General features: G+C 34.7%; 26 protein-coding genes, 3 tRNA genes and 1 pseudogene. 7 read left to right on the top strand and 23 right to left on the bottom strand.

Annotation, left to right across the window (positions count from 1 at the left end; translation table 11 throughout):
* Positions 1-205 precede the first annotated feature (205 nt).
* Positions 206-629 (bottom strand): annotated as a pseudogene (locus tag D1866_RS01510) (conjugal transfer protein).
* Between the two features lie 447 nt (positions 630-1076).
* On the opposite strand from D1866_RS01510, the gene D1866_RS01505 reads away from it, so the two are divergent.
* Positions 1077-1808, top strand: coding sequence for a GNAT family N-acetyltransferase (locus D1866_RS01505; RefSeq protein ID WP_152940945.1), 732 nt, complete (start codon positions 1077-1079; stop codon positions 1806-1808).
* A 417-nt stretch (positions 1809-2225) separates the two neighbouring features.
* Here the strand turns inward: D1866_RS01505 and D1866_RS01500 are convergent, their stop codons facing one another.
* From D1866_RS01500 to D1866_RS01490, 3 genes are all read right to left on the bottom strand, one after another.
* The gene (locus tag D1866_RS01500; protein WP_152940943.1) at positions 2226-2438 is read right to left on the bottom strand and encodes a pepsin/retropepsin-like aspartic protease family protein; all 213 of its coding nucleotides are present in this window, start codon (positions 2436-2438) and stop codon (positions 2226-2228) included.
* 1106 nt (positions 2439-3544) lie between these two features.
* Positions 3545-3892 carry a hypothetical protein gene (locus D1866_RS01495; RefSeq protein WP_152940941.1) on the bottom strand — a complete coding sequence of 116 codons (348 nt, stop codon included), beginning with the start codon at positions 3890-3892 and terminating at the stop codon, positions 3545-3547.
* Positions 3893-3904: 12 nt separating this feature from the next.
* Positions 3905-3991 (bottom strand) — tRNA-Thr (locus D1866_RS01490).
* Positions 3992-4087: 96 nt separating this feature from the next.
* Between D1866_RS01490 and D1866_RS01485 the strand changes: the two genes are divergently transcribed.
* The 5 genes from D1866_RS01485 (at position 4088) to D1866_RS01465 (ending at position 7722) form a co-directional block, all read left to right on the top strand.
* Positions 4088-4160: transfer RNA gene (locus tag D1866_RS01485), tRNA-Gln, on the top strand.
* A 30-nt stretch (positions 4161-4190) separates the two neighbouring features.
* Positions 4191-4949 (top strand): hypothetical protein, encoded by a 759-nt coding sequence (locus D1866_RS01480; protein WP_152940939.1) that lies wholly within the window; start codon positions 4191-4193, stop codon positions 4947-4949.
* Positions 4950-5051: 102 nt separating this feature from the next.
* Positions 5052-6299 (top strand): phosphoglycerate kinase, encoded by a 1248-nt coding sequence (locus tag D1866_RS01475; protein WP_152940936.1) that lies wholly within the window; start codon positions 5052-5054, stop codon positions 6297-6299.
* Positions 6296-7318: a phosphorylating glyceraldehyde-3-phosphate dehydrogenase gene (locus D1866_RS01470; protein WP_152940933.1), complete on the top strand. Its 1023-nt coding sequence runs from the start codon at positions 6296-6298 to the stop codon at positions 7316-7318. Before D1866_RS01475 ends, D1866_RS01470 begins: the two co-directional genes overlap by 4 nt.
* A complete protein-coding gene (locus D1866_RS01465) occupies positions 7315-7722 on the top strand; it encodes a universal stress protein (RefSeq protein WP_152940931.1) in 408 nt (135 codons plus the stop codon). Before D1866_RS01470 ends, D1866_RS01465 begins: the two co-directional genes overlap by 4 nt.
* Here the strand turns inward: D1866_RS01465 and glyA are convergent.
* From glyA to speD, 6 genes are all read right to left on the bottom strand, one after another.
* On the bottom strand, positions 7715-9010 hold the full coding sequence (gene glyA / locus D1866_RS01460; protein ID WP_152940929.1) for a serine hydroxymethyltransferase: 1296 nt from the start codon (positions 9008-9010) through the stop codon (positions 7715-7717). The genes D1866_RS01465 and glyA overlap by 8 nt on opposite strands.
* 26 nt (positions 9011-9036) lie before the next feature.
* Complete coding sequence (hmgA, locus tag D1866_RS01455) at positions 9037-10266, bottom strand: hydroxymethylglutaryl-CoA reductase (NADPH) (RefSeq protein WP_152940927.1); 1230 nt, start codon at positions 10264-10266, stop codon at positions 9037-9039.
* A complete protein-coding gene (locus D1866_RS01450; RefSeq protein WP_152940925.1) occupies positions 10253-10660 on the bottom strand; it encodes a Zn-ribbon domain-containing OB-fold protein in 408 nt (135 codons plus the stop codon). Before D1866_RS01450 ends, hmgA begins: the two co-directional genes overlap by 14 nt.
* Before the next feature lie 2 nt (positions 10661-10662).
* Positions 10663-11730: a thiolase family protein gene (locus D1866_RS01445; protein ID WP_152940923.1), complete on the bottom strand. Its 1068-nt coding sequence runs from the start codon at positions 11728-11730 to the stop codon at positions 10663-10665.
* Positions 11730-12776, bottom strand: a complete 1047-nt coding sequence (locus D1866_RS01440) for a hydroxymethylglutaryl-CoA synthase (protein ID WP_152940921.1) — start codon at positions 12774-12776, stop codon at positions 11730-11732. Before D1866_RS01440 ends, D1866_RS01445 begins: the two co-directional genes overlap by 1 nt.
* A 137-nt stretch (positions 12777-12913) precedes the next feature.
* Complete coding sequence (gene speD, locus D1866_RS01435) at positions 12914-13300, bottom strand: adenosylmethionine decarboxylase (protein ID WP_013776100.1); 387 nt, start codon at positions 13298-13300, stop codon at positions 12914-12916.
* A gap of 147 nt (positions 13301-13447) precedes the next feature.
* Between speD and D1866_RS01430 the strand changes: the two genes are divergently transcribed.
* Positions 13448-13536, top strand: a tRNA-Arg gene (locus tag D1866_RS01430).
* A gap of 67 nt (positions 13537-13603) precedes the next feature.
* On the opposite strand, the gene D1866_RS01425 is transcribed toward D1866_RS01430, so the two are convergent.
* The 13 genes from D1866_RS01425 to D1866_RS01365 are packed head-to-tail and all read right to left on the bottom strand — an operon-like array spanning position 13604 to position 22949.
* Positions 13604-14221 (bottom strand): DUF434 domain-containing protein, encoded by a 618-nt coding sequence (locus D1866_RS01425; RefSeq protein ID WP_152940919.1) that lies wholly within the window; start codon positions 14219-14221, stop codon positions 13604-13606.
* Positions 14184-16892, bottom strand: coding sequence for an alanine--tRNA ligase (gene alaS, locus D1866_RS01420; protein ID WP_152940917.1), 2709 nt, complete (start codon positions 16890-16892; stop codon positions 14184-14186). The genes D1866_RS01425 and alaS overlap by 38 nt, the downstream gene beginning before the upstream one ends.
* A 60-nt stretch (positions 16893-16952) precedes the next feature.
* The gene (rpl12p, locus tag D1866_RS01415; protein ID WP_152940915.1) at positions 16953-17270 is read right to left on the bottom strand and encodes a 50S ribosomal protein P1; all 318 of its coding nucleotides are present in this window, start codon (positions 17268-17270) and stop codon (positions 16953-16955) included.
* A gap of 43 nt (positions 17271-17313) precedes the next feature.
* Positions 17314-18324 (bottom strand): 50S ribosomal protein L10, encoded by a 1011-nt coding sequence (locus tag D1866_RS01410; RefSeq protein ID WP_155861003.1) that lies wholly within the window; start codon positions 18322-18324, stop codon positions 17314-17316.
* The gene (locus tag D1866_RS01405) at positions 18321-18977 is read right to left on the bottom strand and encodes a 50S ribosomal protein L1 (protein ID WP_152940911.1); all 657 of its coding nucleotides are present in this window, start codon (positions 18975-18977) and stop codon (positions 18321-18323) included. Before D1866_RS01405 ends, D1866_RS01410 begins: the two co-directional genes overlap by 4 nt.
* A gap of 5 nt (positions 18978-18982) precedes the next feature.
* Positions 18983-19489: a 50S ribosomal protein L11 gene (locus tag D1866_RS01400; protein WP_152940909.1), complete on the bottom strand. Its 507-nt coding sequence runs from the start codon at positions 19487-19489 to the stop codon at positions 18983-18985.
* Between the two features lie 12 nt (positions 19490-19501).
* On the bottom strand, positions 19502-19960 hold the full coding sequence (locus tag D1866_RS01395) for a transcription elongation factor Spt5 (protein WP_152940907.1): 459 nt from the start codon (positions 19958-19960) through the stop codon (positions 19502-19504).
* 9 nt (positions 19961-19969) lie between these two features.
* Positions 19970-20146 carry a protein translocase SEC61 complex subunit gamma gene (locus D1866_RS01390; RefSeq protein ID WP_152940905.1) on the bottom strand — a complete coding sequence of 59 codons (177 nt, stop codon included), beginning with the start codon at positions 20144-20146 and terminating at the stop codon, positions 19970-19972.
* Positions 20147-20178: 32 nt separating this feature from the next.
* Positions 20179-21303, bottom strand: coding sequence for a signal recognition particle-docking protein FtsY (gene ftsY, locus D1866_RS01385; RefSeq protein WP_155861001.1), 1125 nt, complete (start codon positions 21301-21303; stop codon positions 20179-20181).
* The gene (pfdA, locus tag D1866_RS01380; protein ID WP_152940902.1) at positions 21300-21743 is read right to left on the bottom strand and encodes a prefoldin subunit alpha; all 444 of its coding nucleotides are present in this window, start codon (positions 21741-21743) and stop codon (positions 21300-21302) included. The genes ftsY and pfdA overlap by 4 nt, the downstream gene beginning before the upstream one ends.
* Positions 21744-21749: 6 nt before the next feature.
* Positions 21750-22013, bottom strand: a complete 264-nt coding sequence (gene rpl18a / locus D1866_RS01375; protein ID WP_013776089.1) for a 50S ribosomal protein L18Ae — start codon at positions 22011-22013, stop codon at positions 21750-21752.
* Between the two features lies 1 nt (position 22014).
* Positions 22015-22686, bottom strand: a complete 672-nt coding sequence (locus D1866_RS01370; protein ID WP_152940900.1) for a translation initiation factor IF-6 — start codon at positions 22684-22686, stop codon at positions 22015-22017.
* The gene (locus tag D1866_RS01365) at positions 22683-22949 is read right to left on the bottom strand and encodes a 50S ribosomal protein L31e (RefSeq protein ID WP_152940898.1); all 267 of its coding nucleotides are present in this window, start codon (positions 22947-22949) and stop codon (positions 22683-22685) included. Before D1866_RS01365 ends, D1866_RS01370 begins: the two co-directional genes overlap by 4 nt.
* Between the last annotated feature and the right edge of the window lie 3 nt (positions 22950-22952).

Below are 22952 nucleotides of genomic sequence, written 5' to 3'. Positions count from 1 at the left end.
ATACGTTTGGAGGTGAGATGTAAGGATGAGTGAATTATCTAGATTTTATGGTATAATACGCTTTGGTAACCTGAAAAGTTCAAATAATGAGCGAAGTACTCAGTTATCCACTGATTGTTACATCATTACCTAGGAGGAGATTAGTATATTTGGGTAAGAAAGGAAGATAGCGCAATTACTTCTTCAGATACAATAAATTATGAAGTCAAATCCTTGAATTAATCTTAACGAGTAATTTAACGTTCTTATCGAAACGTATCGTTACTCTAGAAAAGAAGTCGTCCCTACCTAATATTAGGCTGGGGTAAATCCCTCCGATTTCTCCGAAATCGGCTACTGCAACTGGGATTTCTAAATTCTCATAAGTTCCATGAAATGAAATTTTAGTTTGTACCTTTTTGTATGCAGGTTCAGATTGTTAATACTACTGTGTCCAAATAACGATCTTCCAGATTATTATAGCACTCGTTTAGAGTCTTCTTATTTATTAAAGAGAACCTACTGCCACTATCTGGTAAAGCGTAAATTAGTAAGTTCCCTCCTACCCTGGGGCATTCTATCTCACCTTTCAGTAAAGGTACCGCATAGCCTCTTAAGGTAATGAAGGGAATTTCTATGTAGTTACTCATACTAATTCTTCTCTGCTTCCACTACCGTTAAAATATCGTATTGACTCCTTTTATACCCCTTCTTTTTCATAATCTCCTCAACTTCCTCCCAAGAATTACCCTCTGCCACAATATTCCTATTTCTCGTCTATTGCATAATATTTTCTTACTATCCTAATGGTTTCGGGCATATGCTCTCAAATTAAATATGACCTTCTGAAACTATAACTTTATCTATTATACTACACTCTATTATTTTAGGATTCTGTACTAAATAGATGTGTTAAACATCTAAATTAAAAGCATGAAACATAGTTTTGCTCACGGTAAAAAGAAAAGTAACGTTTAGGAGTTCTTGGAGGAGTTTTCCGAGACTTATTCCAAGTATTGATAGCTTCTTTAAAGACGATAATTTATTGACTATAGTAGAAGCTAATTTATAATTTCCTATAATAACTACTATTCATCATGCTAAGTCAATTAGAGAAGTTATTCCTTACGGACCCTGTTAGATTCGCATTTGAGATTTACGACTTAAGGTTTGACAAGGAATATACTGAATTTAAGACGGTTAGGGAAGGCTATTTAATGATATATAGAAAATTTTATCCGCCAAGAATAATTCTTTACGCAGATAAAGAGTGTACTGCGAGAGAATTACTTTCAACGCTGAAGAACGAGGAGAGTAAATTTGTTCTATTCATAGAACCAAAATGGTCACAGTTGCTAGACTTTCCTAATATGAAAATTTATCCAGAAATATTAATGACTTGTGATAAACCTAGCGTGTTCAGAAGAGAAAACGTGAGAAGGCTAGGTATTGAAGATAAGGAGGAGATTTTTGCCCTTTACGGTCAAGGTCTGGGTAATGTTATACTTCAATTACTAAGCGAGAACAAAACTACTGCATACGGATTGTTTCTAGATAATCACCTTGTTTCAGCAGCATATACATGGATTGAGCTAGAGAACGTTGCTGTAATAGGAGGAGTCTTAACTAAGGAGGAATTTAGGAATATGGGCTTAGCTACTTCAGTCGTGTCAATGCTAACTGAAGACCTTACTAAAAGAGGTAAGGTAGCCTCTTTGTATGTGAGAGAAGATAACAATCCTGCAATTCATGTATACAAGAAGATAGGTTTCAAAGAATATTGGAGAAGGTTATGGGTATCTGTAAATACTGATGAGAAACCATTATAATACTCACATTTAATTTTAAGATCCTGAAATTGTATATAGTCAGATAAAGTAACTAGAAATAACGAAGATATTATTAGTCTAGGAATTGTGACATATAGAAAAGATTAGAGGTATTATTAAGGCTCTTGAAGAGCTAAAACAAAACGATACAGTAAAGGTTCTTTTTATAATTCAGCTATTTCACGTTAATTTTATTATTTGCTGATAGGTTATATCTATATTTTCTGCATTATACGTCTTATCTTGTTGTATTATGATAAATAATGTGGCAAGCATTAGATCTTTAAGTTATTGAACTTATTTTCTATTATTTAAGGATCAGTAATCGTGAAATTTTTATAATCAAGCAAAAGGCCTGTTTTTATTAGTACCCCTTCACCTACAATATTTTCTTCAATTTCTGGAACCCATAAAGCCCTACATAATATTTGCCTGCTTAAAATATTCAACGCTAACAACTTTTTGTAAGGCTGAAAAACAAAGGTCTTTAGCAACGCAAATTTCTCCTCCGTCTGAAGGTTTTGCACTTATTTCATCGAAAACATCAGACTTTACTATTAAATCACCACTAAAGCCCGTATCTATTAAAAACCATTCTTCAACGTTCTCTACTGTAAGCTTAACTCTCATTCAGTGTATAATTCTGCAGGAGCTATTATTCTAATTTTTTGCCTTCTTTTATTTTTTCCTTTGCGAAATTATACGCGTCTTCCTCACTGCTGAATACTCCCAAAACGTTACCAACGTCGTCGACAACTAATATTCTCATGAGATAAATTTTGCCTTGATAGCTAAAAGTTTTACATTACTAATTAGATTCATCGCAATGGTATGGTTTTTGTGATTAAAAATGAAATTTTATGAAATCATAAATAAATATGAGATAGGGTATAAGTATCAATTAAAATCTTATATTATTTGATAAGGTGATAAAAGATGCCATCTTATGAAACTATTTCCAGAATATGTAACCATTATCATCTCCCACTTATTATAGTATATGGTATAATATCTATTTTTATGACAATCTTCAAGCAATTAATTCTAACCTATATTATATATTTGGTCTATTCTATATTATTACTTTTTATGACATTTTTGCCATATTTGATTATATCCAGGTATAAAATTTATACCTTATTTATGATTGTTAGTTCTGTAATAGTGATGTTAGTAGTATCTCTTGTATTCATGTACTCTACTGCATATTTAATTTCACCTTATGTAGCAAGTTTTATATTAACAGTTAATCGCATATATTACAATATCATTATATATGATTAAAAAATATAATGTAGAACTAACTGTAAATAAATACGAGATTTTGCAATCAGTATTTCTAGGGGGTTATATAATTGTTAATCTCATTACTTTAATATAATATGAAAAATATGACTTATTACCTAATATCTTATCTTATGCATTACTTTTTGGTTTATTTTTAGCGTTATCTTATGAAAAGAAGCAATTAAAGTGAAAGATTACACTTGGCGATCGAAAATGGACAAATATTATGAGAAAGTATGCTGGAGATACAGTTTGTAACTTGTAGGGACTTCAGCTTTTGCTGGAATTTACATGCCAACATTATATCATAATGATTAATTTGTACTTAAGATAAAATCATGAAATATCGTAAAAATATGTCGAATTTATGAGAATATTATATTTTTGTTATTGTCAACGTATATTATTATCTGCAATCTTTAGCTAACTTTACGCAAACAGTGAATAGCCTATTTACTCTTCTGCTTAAGGTAAATGTAAATCTTGTATCTTATGCAATCCATTAGCCTATCGTGATAGTCCGACATATGTAGAGCAATATAATCTAGAACGTCATCATTTTTAAGTAATTCTTCCACACTTGTAGTCGCATTTACTATAAATCCTGGATCTGCTTTAGGGTTCTTAACTTTCCTGTTTTTAACTAGTTCCTTAAGGTATTCATCGGTGTAAGAAATCCACTTTCTAATTACAGCCTCTATGTCGTCTCTATTTACTCCTAGCTTCTTAGCAATTTGCTTTACTGGTCTATTCTCGCACCTCATTTGCGCAATTTTCTCCTCAATCTTGGGATTCATGACTTTCACTAGAGCCGCCGGCGGGATTTGAACCCGCGACCGCCGGCTTTCTTAGTAGACCTTACAAGGCCGGCGCTCTACCCGCTGAGCTACGGCGGCATATTAAATTTTGGTTAATAACTTTAAAAGTTTATCAGCGTAGTTAACAGCTTTAGTAGAGAAAGGCTTATTAGGTGAATGTAAAAATAATAACTCAGCCGGGTCGTCTAGCGGTCAAGGATGGCGGGCTTTGGCCCCGTCGACCTGGGTTCGAATCCCAGCCCGGCTATACATTTTAAAGTGCATGGGTAATATTTTATTGAGGTTAAAGATTTTGCCATTCTTTGGTATTTTTAAACGAAACAAAGAGAAGGAGCATTACGCCTATGATGAACTCGGAGAATGGGTAATAATTTCTGGAAATTCGAAACTAGGATTTTTATATTCAATAATTTCAAAAACAGTGTCCAAATTGACAAAATATTATGATCTTTACATTTTACAGTTTCTTGAAGATTCAGAAATTAGGAATTTTTACACTATTAAAGCAATGGTATCAACTAGATCTCCTATAAAGGATTCTTTACTTTCTTCTAAGCTTTCTCAATCTCTTTCAAAACATGGTACATTAGGTCAAATAGATGTTGTAAAATTAAGATACTGCGGAATGAATTACTTGTTTTTCAAATTTAATATTCTTCTTAAGAAGAGTAAGAATGTCAAGGAAGACGTTAAGGTGCTTTTACCTCCTTTAGGAGTTAGCGCATCGGGAATTCCTTATTCAACTAAAGATCTTTTTAAGTCGATTTTTGAGTATAATTCTAATGCAGTTTGTCAATCTATTCTGGAGTTTAAGGATGATAATACTGCAAGGATTTTAGCTAATTGTAGTGATTATGTAGATCTGGAGGGGATAAAGTATTCATTATCTTACTTTTCTAAAGATTTTAAGACAAGTGTTAGATCCTCTATTAGGTCTGTAGAAGTTGAGATTGAAGCTAAAGATTTTAATAAGCATGCACTGATTCCTTTACTTTGGAACAATTTTCTTGATATATATTCATCATCATCTTGTTAAATCGTGAGATTAGGATCTAGAGCATTTCCCTTATCTCTTCCTTATAACAGCTACTAATTAAATATAAATTTTGAGCTTTCGAATTATTCTTGGTGAATACTTCTGATAAAGGTAAACGATCTCGAAATTCCTACTCTTGACGATATTAGCTTTTCTGGTAATAAGCTTTTAGTAAGAATTGATATTAACTCCCCAGTAGACCCAAAGACCGGTAAGTTAATTGATGATTCACGTATTAAAGCTTATAATGAAACTATAAAAGAGTTGGTAAATAAAGGGAATTCCTTAGTTTTAATTTCGCATCAAGGCAGACCTGGAGATAGTGATTTTATTTCACTTGAAGAGCACGCTGAGCTTTTGAGCAAATACTTGGATATGAACGTAGAATTCGTGGAAGACGTAATGGGACCTTACGCTAGAGAGAGAATAAAAAACATGAAGAGCGGTGAAGTAATTCTTTTAGATAACGTGAGATTCGTTTCTGAAGAGCTTATAGAAGCTCCGCCTACTCAACATGCTAAAAGCTATTTAGTTAAAAGGCTATCTCCTCTTTTTGACGGTTATGTTAATGACGCTTTTGCAACAGCTCACAGAAGTCAGGCTAGTATAGTAGGCTTTCCAATGGTTTTAAAATCCACAGCCGGCAGGGTAATGGAAAAAGAAGTCTCGGCCTTGGCAAAGATTTTTAACGCTGACGAATTTCCTAAAGTTTTTGTCTTAGGTGGAGGTAAGGTCCTAGACAGTATAAGAATAATAGAGAATCTAGTAAAAAGGAGGTTAGCCGACAGAATTCTAACCGGTGGTTTAATTGCGGAACTTTTTGCGGTTGCCAAAGGTTTGGATTTAGGTAAAGAAAATATGCAGATATTGGAAAAGAAGGGACTTATATCCTTAATTCCTAGGGCTAGGAAAATCCTTCTCTCTGGTGGCCCAATAGAAATTCCAGTAGACTTTAAGGTAGAGAAAGAAGAAGGAAAAGTCGCTGAGGAACCCAGTAATAAGGTTACTGGAGTAATAAAAGATATAGGAAGCACAACTGTGGGTATTTATTCATCATTTATAAAGGATGCAAAGGTAATAGTGATGAGGGGTCCAATGGGAGTAATAGAAGACGAAAGGTTTAGGGAAGGTAGTAAGAAATTACTTGATAGTGCGTTAGAAAGCCAAGGTTATCTTATAATAGGTGGAGGGCATATGATAAGCATGCTTGGCGGTAGTTCGGAAATAAATCCAAGTAAAGTTCACGTTTCAACTGGTGGCGGTGCATTGCTTTTATTTTTAGCTGGTGAAAGATTACCTGCGCTCGAGGCTTTAGATCTTTCCTATAAAGAGGTGGTGAAGAAGAAATGATTAAAGTAGCATTAAATGGTTATGGAACTATTGGGAAAAGAGTAGCTAACGCAATTATGTTACAACCCGATATGAAGTTAATAGGCATTGCAAAAACTTCGCCTAATTATGAGGCATTTGTAGCACAAAAAATGGGTATAAATATCTACGTTCCTCAGGAATCAATTAAATCCTTTGATGAGGCAGGGATAAAAGTTGCGGGAAATATAGAGGATATGATAAGGGAGACTGATATTGTAGTTGATGCTACTCCTAATGGAGTTGGAGCACAATATAAGGAACTTTATCAAAAATTTGGTAAAAATGCGATATTTCAAGGAGGAGAAAAGGCTAACGTTGCAGATGTTTCTTTCTCCTCTCTTTGTAATTATAATGACGCTATAGGAAAGAAATACATAAGGGTAGTGTCTTGCAATACTACTGCGTTACTTAGGACTATATGTACTTTAAATAAACTAAGTAAAGTCGAAAAAGTTAGGGCTACAATAGTTAGAAGGGCCGCAGACCCTAAAGAGGTTAAAAAGGGCCCTATAAATGCTTTAGTACCAGACCCTGCTTCAGTTCCTAGTCATCACGCTAAGGATGTCAACACTGTGCTTAAAGACCTAGATATAATCACAATGGCAGTTATTGCTCCAACAACATATATGCACATGCATTTACTTAACGTAACTCTTAAGTCTCAAGTAAGTAAAGAGGACGTCATAAATCAGTTTTTGAATACAAATAGGTTTCTGCTTGTAAGAGGTAAATCAAAAGTTAATTCTACTGCGGAAATTATTGAGGTTGCAAGAGATTTAGGTAGAATAAGGAATGATATTCCTGAAGTAGTAATATTTGAAGATTCAATTTATACTAAGGGTAATGAAGTATTTTTAATGTATGCGGTTCATCAGGAGTCTATAGTAGTTCCTGAGAACATCGATGCAATAAGAGCTTCGTTAAATTTGGCCAGTGCAGAAGACTCGATAAAAATAACAAATACTAGTCTAAATATAGGTAAAGGGTATCTTATATGAGCTCTCCAACATATACCGTAAGTTTATGGTTTAGAAGAATCTTAGTCCCTGTGGACGGGTCAGAAAATAGCATGAGAGCTTTAGAATTGGCAACAGATTTTAGCCTTAGATACGGTTCTAAAGTTACAGTAATTCACGTATGTAATACTTGTGAGGAAGCCGAGCACATTAAGAAAAAAGTTGAGGAAAGGATAGGGGATAAAATAGATTATGATTTTAAAATAATAAAAATGTCTAATGACAGTAGTGTTCCTAATGAGATATTAAAAGTGATAAATGAGGACACTTTTGATGCAGTAATCATGGGTTCTAGAGGTACTTCAGTCAACAGTGATATAAATATAGGATCAACAGTGTTATCTGTTGCAGCAAATGCTTCAATAACTGTTATAATTGTTAGATAATCATTGGAATACTCTTACTGGAGTAACTTGATAGGTCAACGTTAAATGTGTATTTTACTTCAAGGAATCTCTTTCTTAGTTCTATTACTTCTTTCCTGACTTCTTTAGGATCTTTTCCATCTATTGCGACTTTCTTCATTAATTCGGCAATTTCGTCCATTTCGTCTTCTTTCATTCCGTATCTAGTCATTTCTTGAACTCCTATTCTTAATCCGCTAGGATTACTGACAGTTTCTGGAGTATCACAAGGCAATAAGTTTTTATTTACTATTATATTGGCCTCCTCTAGTAATTTGGCTATTTTAGCCCCTCCGCCTAGTTCTCTAACGTTAACTGCAACTTGATGGCTTTTAGTGTATCCTAAATGCTCTCCTACTACCTTAAATCCTCTCTCTGCTAAGGCCTCTGCAAGTTTTTTTGCATTTTTAGTTATTTGTGAAGCATAATCTTTACCGAAGTATTTCATTTCTATTAAAGTAACTGCAGTTGCTGGCAGTCTGTGTAAATGATGATTGCTTACAAACCATGGAAATATTGTCCTCGATATTTCTTTGAACAGATCATCATCATTTGATAGTATAGAACCTCCTTGAGGCCCAGGAAAAGTCTTATGAGTGGAGGTAGTCATTACATCTGCTCCTTCATCTAATGGATTACTCCAAGCTTTACCAACTATTAATCCGTAAACGTGAGCAGCATCGTAAACTAGTTTTGCCCCGACTGCATGAACGTGAGGAGCAAGTTCTTTTGTAGGATGAGGGAATAAATATAAGCTTCCTCCAAGAACTACGAATTTTGGTTTAACCTCTTCTATCATTTTAATAGCCTTATCTACATCAACGTTTATGTTTTCTTTATCAAAAGGCATTTCTATATGTTGTATTCCTAGTGCTCCTAAAGTTCCGAACTTTGTGTGACTTACGTGAGAGCCTGCCTGAACTGGAGCTATTAATGCCTTATCCCCAGGGTTTGCTAAAATTCTGAATACTGCAGCGTTAGCTATTGTTCCACTTATTGGCCTTAGGTCGGAGTTTTTAGCTGGAGTTACTTCGTTCATTAATTCTATTGCTAGGCTCTCTATTTCGTCAACATATTTTGTACCTTGATAAAACCTCTTATAAGGCTTACCTTCAGCGTATCTTGACATGAAATCGCTCATATATACTGCCTCTGCTAGTGGACTCATCACGTTCTCTGATGCTATCAGATTTATTGCTTCAGTCCGTCTCCACGTATTTTGTTCTTTAGTTAATTGAATAACTTTCGTTAACTCTTCGGGCAATTCCATGGCTTATAGTTTCACAAAAGAGAAAATTAAGCTTTTATGCCCCTACCTAACATCTTGTGAGCTCTGCCTAACTCCTTATTGCTAAGTGCTGAAAGCAGATTTAATTCTCCTGCTAATACTGTTGATGCAATTATTTCAGCAAATTTTTTGGCATTACTCCCTGGTGGATTTCCTCCACCAGCAACCCCCATGATGGATAATGCCTCTCTTTGAGTAGGTAGTCTTGTTCCTCCGCCGACAGTTCCCACTTCAAGTGACGGTAAAGTCACGCTTATATAAAGATCTTCTCCTCTAACTTCAGTCCAAGTATATCCACTACTGCTTTCTACTACTTGCGCCATATCTTGTCCTGTAGCAAGAAAAATTGCTGCAATTATGTTAGCAAAATGCGCATTAAATTGATAAACATTTCCTGCTCTTGCGCTTCCTAACAAGTTTTTCCTTAAATTTACTTCATGTATTGCCTCAGCAGTAGTGTGAAGAACTTCCTTAAGTATTGTGGAAGGTATTAAAGCTTCTGCAATAACAGTTTTGCCTCTACCAAAAATTGAGTTAACCATTGATTGCTTTTTATCGCTACACATATTTCCGCTAACTGCAATGCATTTTGCTTCGGTAAACTCGCTTTCTATAAAATTGCAAATTGCTTCAGAGGCTATAGTAGCCATGTTCATGCCCATAGCATCTCCTGTCTCAAATACGAATCTTAACCATACATTATTTCCTAAAACAAAAGGTTGTATTTCTTTCAATTTTCCGTGAGAAGTAGTTGATTCTGCTACTTCCTTTATTTTATCTAAATTTTTATTTATCCACTGCAAAAAATTTACCACGCTGTCTATATTAGGTAATTTAAATATTGGTGCTCTAGCCATACCGTCAGAAATTATCTTAACTTTAGCTCCTCCAGCCTTTGTAATTGCCTTACAACCTCTATTTACGCTAGCGATTAACGCTCCTTCGGTAGTTGCGAGCGGAACGTAAAAATTACCCTTAGCATAATCTCCATTAACTTTTAAAGGGCCTACTATGCCGACTGGTATTTGTATTCCACCTATTACATTTTCTGCATTTCTATTTTTTATCTCAGAATAGTCTAAAATTGTTGACCCTATAGAAGGTAAACTTATGCCAAGGATTTTTTCTAATGCAAGCCTTCTTGCAACCATTGCAGCATTTGCTTCCAAAAAATTATCAATTTCATGAAGCTCTATTTCCCCTTTAACAGCTTTTTCTACTACCTCATCTATGTTCATCTTCTACCAGCCTAAATTTTATACCGTATTCTATCAAGCCATTACTCGAGTCTGCCTTTAACCTCCTTATGACTGCTTCTACTCTAGAATTATCTTTAATTTCACCAGTAATGTCTGTTAATGGGGCTACAATTTCAATGCCTTCATCTAATCTTATCAAACCTACGTACTCTGGAGCTGTTTTTTCAAAGCCCGGTCTAGTTTGATATGATACAGTATATGAAATTAGAGTTCCACGTCCGCTTAATTTTACTTTAGAGACGCTTGTAGAACCGCATTTATTACATATTTCTCTGTAAGGGAAGAATAGATTACCGCATTTATTGCACTTGCCAGCGATTAATGAATATAGACTCTCTTTATTTCTCCAAACTTGTGCAGGAAAGACTTTCATTTTTAACACCTCTTTAATCCAATTACATAAGCTGAAGTACCTAAATCGTCCGTTGATATTATCACTCCTTTTTCGCCTTGTGCCCTCTTGCCTGGGAAAGAACCTGCTAATTGCATGAAAGATTCTGCAAGTTGATAAATTCCGGTAGCCCCACCTGGGTATCCTCTAGATTTTAAACCACCGCTATAATTCACTTGAATTGAGTCTAGCATATTCAAAGATTTGCCCTTTTCGAAGCCTATCTCTTCTAGGATTAGTGCTGCATTAATGCTATAAGAATCGTGAATTTCCATGAAATCTGCTTTGTATTCTCTAAATTGTGAATAGGCCTGTCTTACTGCAGGCATACTCAGTGTTGTAAATTCTGAAACTGCTGAGGAAACACCAGTTATTTTTACTTTAATCTCTGGTTTAAACTCCTCATTAGTAAGCAATACTGCCGCTGCGCCGTCTGCTCTTGGTGAAGTATCGAATAGTCTAAGAGGTTCAGAAATAATTTGTGATTCTTCTATAGTTTTCTTATCTACTTGGAATTTTAAATAAGCGAAAGGATTTTCTGAACCATATTTATGCATTGCTAAAGGCCATTGGGTGAAATAATCGTAATCTACACCGTAGCTCTTCATGTATTGTTTCATTTGTAATGCGGCAAATGGCTGTAAAGTTAGTCCTTCTCTATATCCAAATTTTTCGTCTAAATTTTCTGCAGTTATTTCATTGAGATAGCTAGTAGGAAAGTCACCCATTTTTTCTACGCCTATTAATAATACAGACTTAACTAACCCAGATTTTATCATGTAATAAGCTGTCTCTATTGCAGCACCTCCGCTGGCATCTCCATTTTCTATTCTGGTTGTGAATCCTGAAAAACCTAACATGCTGGAAATCTTACTAGCTAAAAGAACTTGATTAACTGTAGTTTCAGAATAAGCATTTGCTAAAATTATCGCGTCTGGCTTTATTTGAGAGTTAAACTTACTCATTACCTCTGCTACTAAGTCTACTAAGTTTTTCTCATAATATCTATCTATTTTTATCATTGAAGAATCATAAACTAAGACGTCTGTCATTATTCATACACCTTGTATTTATTTGTGAATTTCGCATATTCTGCATAACTTACAATGATCTTATTTGAAATATAATAATCCGTCGTATGAGCGAGCTTTTGTTTCTCTAAGATATTCTCAGTGGTAACAAAACTAAAAGCATCTGCACCGGCACCGCTACCAAATGGGGCAACTAGAATTCTTTGTCCTGGCCTTGCTATGTCAAGTACTTTAGCAAATCCTAGTAATGCTGAGGCGTTATACGGATTTCCTATGTATGGAGATACTAAGCCTGGCTTTACTTTCTCTAATGGTACCCCAAGTTTTTTAGCAACTTGAATTGGGAATTTTCCATTAGGTTGGTGAAAAACAAAGTAATCGAAGTCAGAAACCTTATAACCATAATCCTGGAATAATTTTTCAACAGCAGAAATTATATGCGCGAAATATGCAGGTTCTCCAGTAAAAGCTTCTCCGTGTAAAGGATAAGGCATTCCGTCCCTTCTCCAGAAATCTGGAGTATCAGTATTGAAAGAAGCAAATCCTTCTAATACAGCTGCAGATTCGTCAGATTTACCTACTATAAATGATACTGCTGCAGCTGCTGAACTTAACTCAAGAATATCTCCCGGATTAGATTGTGCGGTATCTGAACCAACTACCATACCGTATTTTATCTTTCCACTCTCAACCATACTTAAAGCCAAACCCAGCCCCACAGATGCAGCTCTGCAAGCAAATTCCATATCTGCACTTAATGAGTAATGTGAAACACCTAGGGCATCTATAAGTACTGCAGCAGTAGGTTTTACTGCATAAACTTTAGATTCTGAACCAAATAATACTAAGCCTATTTCTTCCGGGTTTATTCTAGCTCTATTTAACGCATTTCTTGAGGCTTCTATAGCCATAGTTGTTGAATCCTCATCTGGTGCCGGTACAGATTTTTCTGTTAAACCTAAAACTTTAGGAGTAGTGGCTTCTTTTCCCCAAACCTTTGCTATGTCATTGACGTTTATTCTATATTTAGGTATGTAAGATCCCCATCCAACTATACCTGAACGCATCTTAATAATTCATCTTTGTATTTTTTAAAGATTTTCTATTGTCGATATACCTAATAGACTATTGTCTATAAAAAAGTAAAGTATGAAGACAAGAAAAAAGAAAGAATTAATTAAAAGAGAAAAAAGAAAGAGAGGGTTTAATCGGAGCTTCTATCTGCGTAAAATACTTGGTATCTTCTTGGTTTTAACGCCTTTACAATATAATCAAAAGCAGCTTGCGGGTCACTTTGCTCTCCGCAAGTATAAACGTCAAGTGTGGCGTAATTATATTCATTCCATGTGTGAAGCGCTATATGACTTTCTTCCACTAAAGCTAGTACGGAAACCCCACCTTTTTTGCCTCCAAATGACCAAGACTTTGCTTCTACTAATTTCATGTTTGCTATCTTTACTGCTTCTAGAACTAACTTTTCTAGATATTCTCTGTCAGTAAGTAATTTAGGATCTATATCGTATAGGTTTCCGAATACATGCTTTCCTACAATTTTATCTTCAGAAGATTTGAGAACGAGTCTCTCTTCCATTTCCTGTTCTATTACCCTCCACGTTTACATGAATAATTTACATTTATAAATGTAACTGAGCAATTCTATTTGGATTATTTTATATGATTTTATCTAGGTATTTTATCTTCCGAAAACTCTTTAATCGCTTAGATATTATAGAATAATGGACCCGTAGCTCAGCCAGGATAGAGCGCCGGCCTCCTATGGCTGAAGAAAGCCGGTGGTCACGGGTTCGAATCCCGTCGGGTCCGCCACACTATTTTGATATTATTTGAAGCTAAGGGGCAAAGATCTACCCAATATACCTCCATTTAGCTATCCTTATATATCTTCTGGAATTTTAGGTAAATCTATATAACCTTTTAAGAATAATCCAACCAAATCAAATAGCTTGGCAGAATTTTTCATTATTACGAAATCATTGCTTATTATTGTTAATTCGCTAGACATCACAGTCTTATCAGCTTTATTTACAGTTTTTGCGTTTATGCCTCTTTTCCTGAGATTTGATGCTAACTCACCACTATGACTAATCTGCGAATCTAAAATTATTGTAAAAGATAGACCTAAAGAGTAACAAAATTCTGCGAATAAAATTAATATATCTTCTATTCTGTCATCTCCTTTCTTTGAACCTAAGCCTAGATCTCTTACGAAGCCATCATCGCATATAAATGCCTCATCGTTATCTAGGGCATTTAATATAGTTATTGCAACATTATAGCCGTCAATTGCTACATTCTTTTCTAGGATCGTCTTTTCCTTTATTTCCTTAATTTCTTCGTCGGAATGTGTGCATCTATAAAGAAGTAGTCTTTCCTTAAAAGAAAGAGAATATCTTCCAGTCACAAGGTCTAATGCGGGCTTTCTATTATATCCTCTATTTAACAAATATTTATAATCAATGTATGCTTCTTTCAATTCCTTCCTTAATATCATTAATTATCTCTTCCCTTGATTTCCCTTCTAGCATCATGCTAACATAAGTTCCTTTTCCTCCCCCTTTTCCTCCCTTGTTTCTCAGAAAGCTTGCTAGCTCGTCTAACTTTAAGTCTTTGCTAGATGCAATGTCTACAGTTTTCTTGCCTATAAATACTGCTATAGTTTTACTACCTTGAGAAGTCAATTTTCTTAATAAGTCTTTAACTATGTCTTTATCTATTATTTCTGGCAATATCTTCAAATTAATTCCATTAACTTTCTCTTCAATTACCTTACTTTCTACGTAACTTGAATACCAGTTCCTATACATTGATAAAGTTTCTTTAATTTCCTTCATTTCCTCTAATGTTCTCTTTAATCTTATCTCAACTTGTTCAGGTGAGGTTTCTAAATCCTCTGAGATTTTGTTTATTTTATCCTCAATACTTCTGGCATAATTTGAAACCATATCTCCTGCAACGTATTCTAATCTTATTACTCCGTCTTGTATTTTCTCTACATTAATAATCTTTATTGCACCTATTTCACTTGTATTGCTTACGTGAGTTCCGCCACAACTTTCTACGTCCCAATCCTTAATTTCTAATAGTCTAATAGTAGGTTTATTTACAACTCCACCTTCATATATGGAAACTCCAAAAGTCATTTCAGCTTTCATTCTATCCATTTCTATAGCTGTCACCGGTCTTCTATCATTTATCACATAATTAGCCATATCTTCAAGTTTCTTTATCTCTTCAGGAGTTAGCATCTTATAATGAGTAATATCAAGCCTGGCCTTTTCTGGAGTTTTCTCTGCTCCAGCTTGCCAAACGTGTTCTCCAAGTAATTTCTTAGCTGCAGCCAATATAACGTGAGTTGCAGTATGATGTCTCATTAACCTATATCTTCTTTGCCAGTCTATTTCGCCATAAACTTCTTCTCCAACATTAAGCTTTGCTTCCTTATCTAAAACATGAACTACAACATCACTTACTTTTTGAGTATCTATCACGTGGTATTCTTCTCCACTCTTTGTCTTTATTATTCCAGAATCTCCTAATTGTCCTCCTCCCTCTGGGTAAAACGTAGTCTTATCTAAAATTAAGAAGTTCTTATATACTCCAAGGACTTTTCCATTAAAGCTTCTCATATACTGGTCTTTATAGTAAAGCTTGTCCGTTGGTTCAAACTTTTTAGCAAATTCTACTACGTCTGGCGTAAGTTTAGCCTTCTCTTTTTCTCCCTTAATTGGTGCGGATTGGTGTCTCTTCGCAACTAAAGCATAAAAGTTAAATGGAACAGAAATCTCTATTCCTTTCTTCTTCAGTTCTTCTGCAATTAAATCTGGAGGAATTCCATTAGTGTCGTAAGTTTTTATTAAATCTTCAATGGTAATGTTGCCTTTTTTAGCTAAAGCTGAGGCTACTGAAGGAACTTTTTGTAAAGTCTCTTCATACTTTTCTTGCTCATATTCTACAACGTCTAGAATGTAATCTTTATTCTTAAGAAATTGTGGGAAATCTTCTTTCCAGAACTCTATTTGTTCAAGAACTAAATCTTTTAATCTAATATCACTGCCTAAGATTTTCATTACGCGGAGAGCTCTCCTTATTAGTAATCTTCCTAGATATCCTTCGCCAGAGTTTGAAGGTACAAGTCCATCAGCTAACATTAGTGTAATAGTTTTAGTGTGGTCTAAAACTTGAAAAACTCTTGCTGCTCTTGTAAGTTCTTTTTCTACTTCTTCTTTCCTCAATCCTAGCGCTTTAGCGACCATCTCTCTATGATGTGTTATAGTTAATGGATTGTCTGGGTCAATTCTGCCAGCAAATCTAGCTGCAGTCTTTAGCATTTCCTCATCTACGTAAGGTTGATCCAATTTTTTAAAGAATGTATAAACTAAATTTCCGTAAATTGCGTGAAACGCTGTAGGAGTCTTTTGAGTAAACCAAGCTATTCTTTCTATTCCATATCCTGTATCAACTATTTTTAATTTTAATGGGACATATTCTCCATTAACTACTTGATACTGCATAAATACTAAGGTAGCCAATTCTAATCCGCCGACAGTAACCTCAAACGACGGTCCGGCATTTCCTCCTCCTTCCCACCATGATTCTTTAAAAGTTAGAAGTTCTTCTGGAATTTTCAATTCTTCAGTAAAGAATTCCTTTGCTAATCTAACAGTCTCATCTTTCCAATATACGAACTTATCTGGATAGTTAAAGGCGTGATGCCCTCCCATCTCAAACGTTGTCAAATGTCTTCCGAATGTTATTCCGACGTTATCAACGTCTTCTAATCTTATACAAGGTTGAGATACTACTAATGGGTTTGCAGGAGGTTGAACCATTCCGCTAGTTACATGAGGCTGAAAATCAACAATACTTGCTATTGTTAGGTATAAATCATCTCTCCATCTAGCTAAAACTGGCTTTGGTGGTATAATAGTATGTCCATGTTTGTGAAAGAATTCTAAGAATTTTTTCCTAGCTTCACTAACGCTAAGGTTTAGTTTTCCTATATTTGAATCGAGAAAAGTGTAATCAGTACACGGTATATCTGCACAATTATCTCTATTTTCGTCGGTAGTCCAGAATGGGGTTTTACATGATATACACTGTTTTCTTACATAATGATTCTCTAGGAAGAATTTTAACCTATATTCGTTCTCGTCTACTTTCATCCTATAACAAAACAAGAAAACAAGAATTAAAGACTAATGTAGAATAATCAAAAAAAGTTTTTATCCGAATAGGGATGATAGTCCTCCTGCTATTTCTTCTTCGCTTGGTCCTTTCTTTTCTTCTTCCTTCTTTTCTTCTTTCTTCTCCTCCTTTGCTGGTGCAGCTTGTGCTTGAGCTGGTGCCGCTGCAGCTACTGGCATTGCTACTGCATTCTTTAATACTTCATCAATATTTACTTCTTTTAATGCTGCAACTACTGCTTTTACTCTTACTTCATCTACATTTACTCCTGCAGCTGTTAATACGTTCTTTAGATTATCCTCTGTTATATCTTTTTTAGCTGAGTGTAGTAACAAACTTGCGTATATGTATTCCATTTTTAATCATCTTCATCTTGTTAAGAGGAATTTAAAAGCTTTGTTAACCGAATAGGGATGATAGTCCTCCTGCTATTTCTTCTTCGCTTGGTCCTTTCTTTTCTTCTTCCTTCTTTTCTTCTTTCTTCTCCTCCTTTGCTGGTGCAGGAGCTTGCTGTGCAGTTGGTACCTGTATTCCTAGATCAACTTTTCCACTTATCGCTCCAGCTAAAGCATATGCTTTAGCTAATGCTAACGAGAAGACTGCTTGAGCAGATTCTGGTGTTATATAGCCAGACTCTCCAGCTAAAGCCATAGCATTTCTGTAAGCTTTTCCTAAGGTTATCTTGAGTATCTCTGGTTCTGGGTACGCTATTTCTACTCCTAATGCCAACGCGTTCTTATAAGATTCTAGGATTTGTGATTTGTATTCATCTAATTTTAATTCTAGTTGTTCCCCTGGAATAATTAAATTGTCATGATATGCGACTTTTAGCCTTAATTTCACATATACTGGCATTATTCCTAGCTTTTGTAAAACTGGAACAATTTCTGGTGGAATTGGTTGCCCGGGCTCTGCTACTACTGTATCCTTTGTTATCGCAATTTTTCCATCTTGAACTCTGGTTGGAATCTTTAATTTACCAAATACGCTTATCATGGGTCCTGCAGGTATTCCAGTATCCCCTGCAGGTATTACCACTTCCTCGTCTGCCTTATCCCCTGGTAAGGCATACCTCTTTAATTTGAATTTCGATAACATTAAAGATATCTCAAATGGATTCTTATTGCTGAAAATAAATGCATTAGTGCCAGTTAAATATTGTTCAATTTTACTTACATCTATTCCGCTTTCCTTAGCGGCTCTCTCAAATAGCTTATTTTTAGATACTTTTATCTCCATTACATTTCTAAATTTCTTCCTTATTTCATGAAGTTTATCTGTCGGAAATCCGTCTAGGCTAGCTATTATAACTGTCTTGTGCTGTTTTATTTTCTCCTTGAGTTCTTTTACTTCTTCGATTTTCCATTGGGGAATTTTATGTTGTTGAACGGTTAAGCTCATTTTTATCACTTAAGTTTAATTTCTACTGGTTTACCCATTGTGGTTTTCACATATATAGCTCTTATTATTGAAGGTGACCTTATTTTGCCCTCTATTGCTGTTAATACTGCGTTAGCGTTTTCAGCTAAATCTTCTGGTTTTTGATCTTCTGTGCCTATAAATACTTGTGTATGAGGCTGATCTTTTGTCTTAACTATTGTAGTGTGTTTAAATCTTATAATATATTCTGTGACATCTGATGTAGAAGGTAAAGGAGTGGGGAACTTACCTCTTGGTCCTAAAGCCGGACCTAATATCCTTCCAGCTAAGGCCATTGATTCAGAAGAGATTAAGAACCAGTCATTTTGCCTTGCATACTTCTTAATTATTCTTTTTTGGCCCATAAGTTTTTGTAATTCTTCCTTAGTTAATATTACATTTGGTTCCGCTTTCTTTGCGGATTCTAATTGTTCAAAAGATGGAACAACTAGAACTTTCTTAACTTTAGATGGTATTTTAGGCAAAACTACCATTTCTCTAAGTTTTACGTCTCCTTTTTTCATGTCAACATCTTTGAAAGTTACTATTAAGTCTACGCTTTGAGTGAATTTTCTTTTAGGATTATTCTTCTCTGATAATGCCTCTTTTAATCCTTCTATTAGATTATCTTTTGGAACTATCATGACTGTTACGCCTTACTCCACTTTTCCTCATATTTTGAAAAAAGTTCGTCATATTTTCCTTCGTCTATCTCATTTATAAGCTCTTTTGGATCCTTTTTATCTACTGTTAAGCCAATCTGCCTAGCAGTTCCTAGTATTGACTTTACTGCAGCCTTAAGAGTTTTTGCAGTAAGGGATGGTTTCTTTGTTATTGCGACGTCTATAATATCCTCTAAGCTAACGTTTCCAATTTTTTTATGCGCGGGATCTCCAGAAGGTGCTTCAGCGCCTGCTTTTTTAAGCAGTAGAGAAGAAGTTGTGGGTATACCTACCGATATTTCAAATTCCTTTGTATCCAGATCAACATCTATTGTTACCGGTACTGTCATTCCCTTAAATTGAGCAGTAGCTTCGTTTATCTTTTTAACTACCTCACCTACGTTTAATTTTAATTGAGATAACGTTGGTCCTAAAGGTGGTCCAGGTTTTACATTACCACCTTCTACTACTATTTTTATGGTTTTCTTAGGCATGAATCCATCACCTTAAGTTTTTTTCACGGGTTTAACTTGATCTACGGGTATAGTTACTTGTAATGGGAAAGCGGATTCTAAAATATTTAACACTACCTCTCCCTTTCCTTCAGTAACTTTTACAACCTGAGCTTGCATTCCTCTAAATGGTCCAGAAACTACTTCTACTAGGTCTCCTTCCTTTATTGTTGGGCCAGTAACTTTCTTAGACACCATCTTTACTATATCGTCTTTAGGTACCAGTCCTTGAGCTATTCCTCTAACATGCCTTATGCCAGCAATTAGTAATTTGACTACATGAGGTCCAGAAGCTTCAACTATTACGTATCCCTTAAGACCAGGAGGTACAATTATTGAATATATTTCTGGGATATTATTAGTTTTAGCTCTCTCCTCAAGCATAAGCCCTACGCTAACTTCTTGTCCTCCAGTAACTTTAACTGCATAATAGTTTCTGATCTTTGATTCCATTAACTCACCTCAGATTATAAACGCCAAGACTAATTGTATCAAGTAAGCTAAAAGTCCTACGAAAGCCATTACTATAAGTGTTACCTTTAAGTACATGCTGAAAGTATCTTTATCTGGCTTTTTAGCAACAGTTATTATTCTTTTCCAATCCTCTGGCAATTTCTTTATTCTTTCTAGTAGATTCATACACTCATATTTTAGGACTGAGTAAATTAACTTTAACTAAAAATTCTCTCGATAAACCAATCTACACTAAAAGGAATTAAATCGTCATAATTCTGTCCAGTTCCTAAGAAGATTACTGGTTTTTTCAATTCATATGCTAAAGATAAAACAACCCCACCTTTTGCATCAGCATCAACTTTCGTTAATATCACACCATCATAATCTACAACGTTCTCAAAATACTTTGCTTGCTCTAATGCATCATTACCTGCTAATGCGTCTATTACTAATAACTTTAAGTTAGGTTTTGAGATTCTTACTATTCTTTTCAATTCCTCTGTTAAATCCTTATCAACATGCATTCTACCTGCAGTGTCAATAAGGACTACGTCTATTCCTCTACTTTTCGCTGCCTGAATTGCGTCAAAGGCTACAGATGCAGGATCTCCACCATATTTGCCTTTAACTAGTGGTATTTCCAATTTTTGACAATGTATTGCAAGTTGTTCTTGAGCTGCAGCTCTAAAAGTATCGGAAGCGGAAACTATTACTTTAAGTCCAGCTTTTTTTAACATATATGCAACTTTTGCAATAGTTGTAGTTTTACCTACTCCGTTAACTCCGAAGAACATTATAACATAGGGTTTTGGAGATCTTTTAATTTCCTCTATCAAATTTCTTTCAAATCTATTTTTCTCTAAAATTTCCATTATAGAATTTTTTAATGATTTTTTTACTAATTCATCTAAATCTTCACTTCTGTTTACTTTTTTACCTATTAACGATGATTTAAGGTCCTCTAGGATTTTATCAGTAACCTCCAGACTAACATCACTTTCTAATAATTCTGTTCTAAGCTCTTCAATAATGTCGTCAATGTCGTCCTCCTTTATTTCCCTATATCTAAAGATATTGAAGATATTTAATTTACTTCCTATGCTCCCTTTTTCCTTAGTAGGTTCTTCCTTTTTTTCTTCTACTTCGTTCTTTATTTCTTCTACTCTATTTTGCTCATTTTGTTCAATCTGCGAAGAAGGTTTTTGGGCTTCTTGCGTTACAAGCTGTGTTGTAGAATTCGATAAAGTCTGTTGTGGTTCTTCAGATTTTTCCTCTCCTTTTTGTCTAAGTTTTTCTGTAAAGGAAGAAAAAGCCTTTTTTAACTTTTCGAAACAAATTATTCACCTTTTTGTTGGGCTTGTGCTTGAATCTGATTTAATATATCTACTATTTGATCATATGCCGCTTTACTCTCTGCAAGCTTTTTATCTAGCCCTGTTGATGCTTCTTTTAGTTCGTTTTCTCTCTCATCTAAAATTTTTAATGCTGTGTCCATATCAACCTCTACATAATATGATAAGCCTAAATAAACTAGAACTTTTTGAGGCGGTTGATTATTAATCTTAAACATGAGGTATCCTTTCTTATCCGAAGATACTAACATCTCTTGTTGAGTTTTTAGTTCTTGTATAGAAGCTTTAGCGGCTTCAATTGAAGCTACAGAGTCTAATAGTTCAGCTCTAGCTGCCGAGAGATCATCTATTTGTTTCTTTAAGAGTTGAGCTTGCGCTAATAAGTCGTCCAAAGATATTACTACTTTATTCTCTTGCTGATCGGACATGATTTATCACATTAAAATAATCTTGTCTAGCTTAGCAATATCTTTTATTCTCCTATCTGGAACTTCGTCCAACGGAATTTCCTTAATTTCTTCAATTTTGATGTTATGTCTCTTTATTTTATTTTTACTGCCAAAGTATGCATAAATATACTCTGTAGCTTGTTTTTCATTTAATGCTCTAACAAATTTTATAAATTTTTGTCTTGTTGGGAATCTACTTTCATTAAATAGTGCAGTGCCTTTTACCATGTAAACTTTAATCTCCTCCATCTCATTCACCTAAAGCTTTCTGAATTCTTAAAATCTCTGGTCCAGTAGTAGATGAACCAACTAATATTCCTTTATCATTTGCCACTAGGCCGCTTCTAACAAATGCGCTACCGAAATTTACCGTGCCTATATCTATGTTAATTTTGAATAGTTTAGATAGTTCCTTTATTTCATCGTCGCTGGCATCTATGTGTACAATTCCACCTTTATCTGTAACAACTCCTACTGACCCTACAACAGATACATGCGCAATTCTACCTTTTTTAATTTCGTCAACTTGTAATGCTTCTTTAATTTGCTTGACTTCTGCGTCTGAAAATTCCGGATAAACTAATGCAGCGTTATCGTTTGTCAATATTACATTTCCAAGTGCAGTGGTCTTCAAGTTTAATACTTCTACTCTTATGTCCTTAGCCAGTTCTTTTACAATTTTTAATTCGTCGTCTCTAATATTTTTAGGAAGAAGAAGTGCTTTATTATTACCTGTCATAAAAATTCCTATTAAGAAACTATCTGCTATTGTAGTTTCTATAATTTCTGTACCTAAATTTTCTTGGATAAGCTTTTTAGTTTCATTATCTAGATTTTTTGGAACAAAAGTATATTTATCGTTAGAAAATATGTATACTCCTATATTATCGGTTCCAAATATACTTAATCTCTGTATATTCATTCACTCTTAATTGCAAGCTTTACTAAATATGTTTTTTCATCTAATTTGCTTACTACTACTCTTATTCTGCTTTTTATCTTATCATATCCGTTAGTAGATAACGACTTTACTACTAATGGGTCTATCACTACTCTATCTGCCCCAAAATGTCTGATTATTTTACTTCTAATTTCCTTTAATGCTCTTCCTAGCCTGTTAGTCCTCTTACCGGTAGCTATCTTTCTTAAGTTAATTACCATTTCAAAATTATCCTTCTCTCTCATGCT

The organism is Acidianus ambivalens, from assembly GCF_009729015.1.
Lineage (GTDB): Archaea > Thermoproteota > Thermoprotei_A > Sulfolobales > Sulfolobaceae > Acidianus > Acidianus ambivalens.
Note: the sequence above shows the minus strand (reverse complement) of the source record. Positions and strands in the feature narration are given on the sequence as shown.

Bases quoted from the DNA above. Each gene is read 5' to 3' on its own strand.
- D1866_RS01505 (WP_152940945.1), top strand. From the start codon at position 1,077: ATGCTAAGTCAATTAGAGAAGTTATTCCTTACGGACCCTGTTAGATTC.
- D1866_RS01500 (WP_152940943.1), bottom strand. From the start codon at position 2,438: ATGAGAGTTAAGCTTACAGTAGAGAACGTTGAAGAATGGTTTTTAATA.
- D1866_RS01495 (WP_152940941.1), bottom strand. From the start codon at position 3,892: ATGAATCCCAAGATTGAGGAGAAAATTGCGCAAATGAGGTGCGAGAAT.
- D1866_RS01470 (WP_152940933.1), top strand. From the start codon at position 6,296: ATGATTAAAGTAGCATTAAATGGTTATGGAACTATTGGGAAAAGAGTA.
- D1866_RS01465 (WP_152940931.1), top strand. From the start codon at position 7,315: ATGAGCTCTCCAACATATACCGTAAGTTTATGGTTTAGAAGAATCTTA.
- glyA (WP_152940929.1), bottom strand. From the start codon at position 9,010: ATGGAATTGCCCGAAGAGTTAACGAAAGTTATTCAATTAACTAAAGAA.
- hmgA (WP_152940927.1), bottom strand. From the start codon at position 10,266: ATGAACATAGATGAGGTAGTAGAAAAAGCTGTTAAAGGGGAAATAGAG.
- D1866_RS01450 (WP_152940925.1), bottom strand. From the start codon at position 10,660: ATGAAAGTCTTTCCTGCACAAGTTTGGAGAAATAAAGAGAGTCTATAT.
- D1866_RS01445 (WP_152940923.1), bottom strand. From the start codon at position 11,730: ATGACAGACGTCTTAGTTTATGATTCTTCAATGATAAAAATAGATAGA.
- D1866_RS01440 (WP_152940921.1), bottom strand. From the start codon at position 12,776: ATGCGTTCAGGTATAGTTGGATGGGGATCTTACATACCTAAATATAGA.
- speD (WP_013776100.1), bottom strand. From the start codon at position 13,300: ATGGAAGAGAGACTCGTTCTCAAATCTTCTGAAGATAAAATTGTAGGA.
- D1866_RS01425 (WP_152940919.1), bottom strand. From the start codon at position 14,221: ATGATATTAAGGAAGGAATTGAAAGAAGCATACATTGATTATAAATAT.
- alaS (WP_152940917.1), bottom strand. From the start codon at position 16,892: ATGAAAGTAGACGAGAACGAATATAGGTTAAAATTCTTCCTAGAGAAT.
- rpl12p (WP_152940915.1), bottom strand. From the start codon at position 17,270: ATGGAATACATATACGCAAGTTTGTTACTACACTCAGCTAAAAAAGAT.
- D1866_RS01405 (WP_152940911.1), bottom strand. From the start codon at position 18,977: ATGATAGTTCCAAAAGATAATCTAATAGAAGGATTAAAAGAGGCATTA.
- D1866_RS01400 (WP_152940909.1), bottom strand. From the start codon at position 19,489: ATGCCTAAGAAAACCATAAAAATAGTAGTAGAAGGTGGTAATGTAAAA.
- D1866_RS01395 (WP_152940907.1), bottom strand. From the start codon at position 19,960: ATGGAATCAAAGATCAGAAACTATTATGCAGTTAAAGTTACTGGAGGA.
- D1866_RS01390 (WP_152940905.1), bottom strand. From the start codon at position 20,146: ATGAATCTACTAGAAAGAATAAAGAAATTGCCAGAGGATTGGAAAAGA.
- pfdA (WP_152940902.1), bottom strand. From the start codon at position 21,743: ATGTCCGATCAGCAAGAGAATAAAGTAGTAATATCTTTGGACGACTTA.
- rpl18a (WP_013776089.1), bottom strand. From the start codon at position 22,013: ATGGAGGAGATTAAAGTTTACATGGTAAAAGGCACTGCACTATTTAAT.
- D1866_RS01370 (WP_152940900.1), bottom strand. From the start codon at position 22,686: ATGAATATACAGAGATTAAGTATATTTGGAACCGATAATATAGGAGTA.
- D1866_RS01365 (WP_152940898.1), bottom strand. From the start codon at position 22,949: ATGAGAGAGAAGGATAATTTTGAAATGGTAATTAACTTAAGAAAGATA.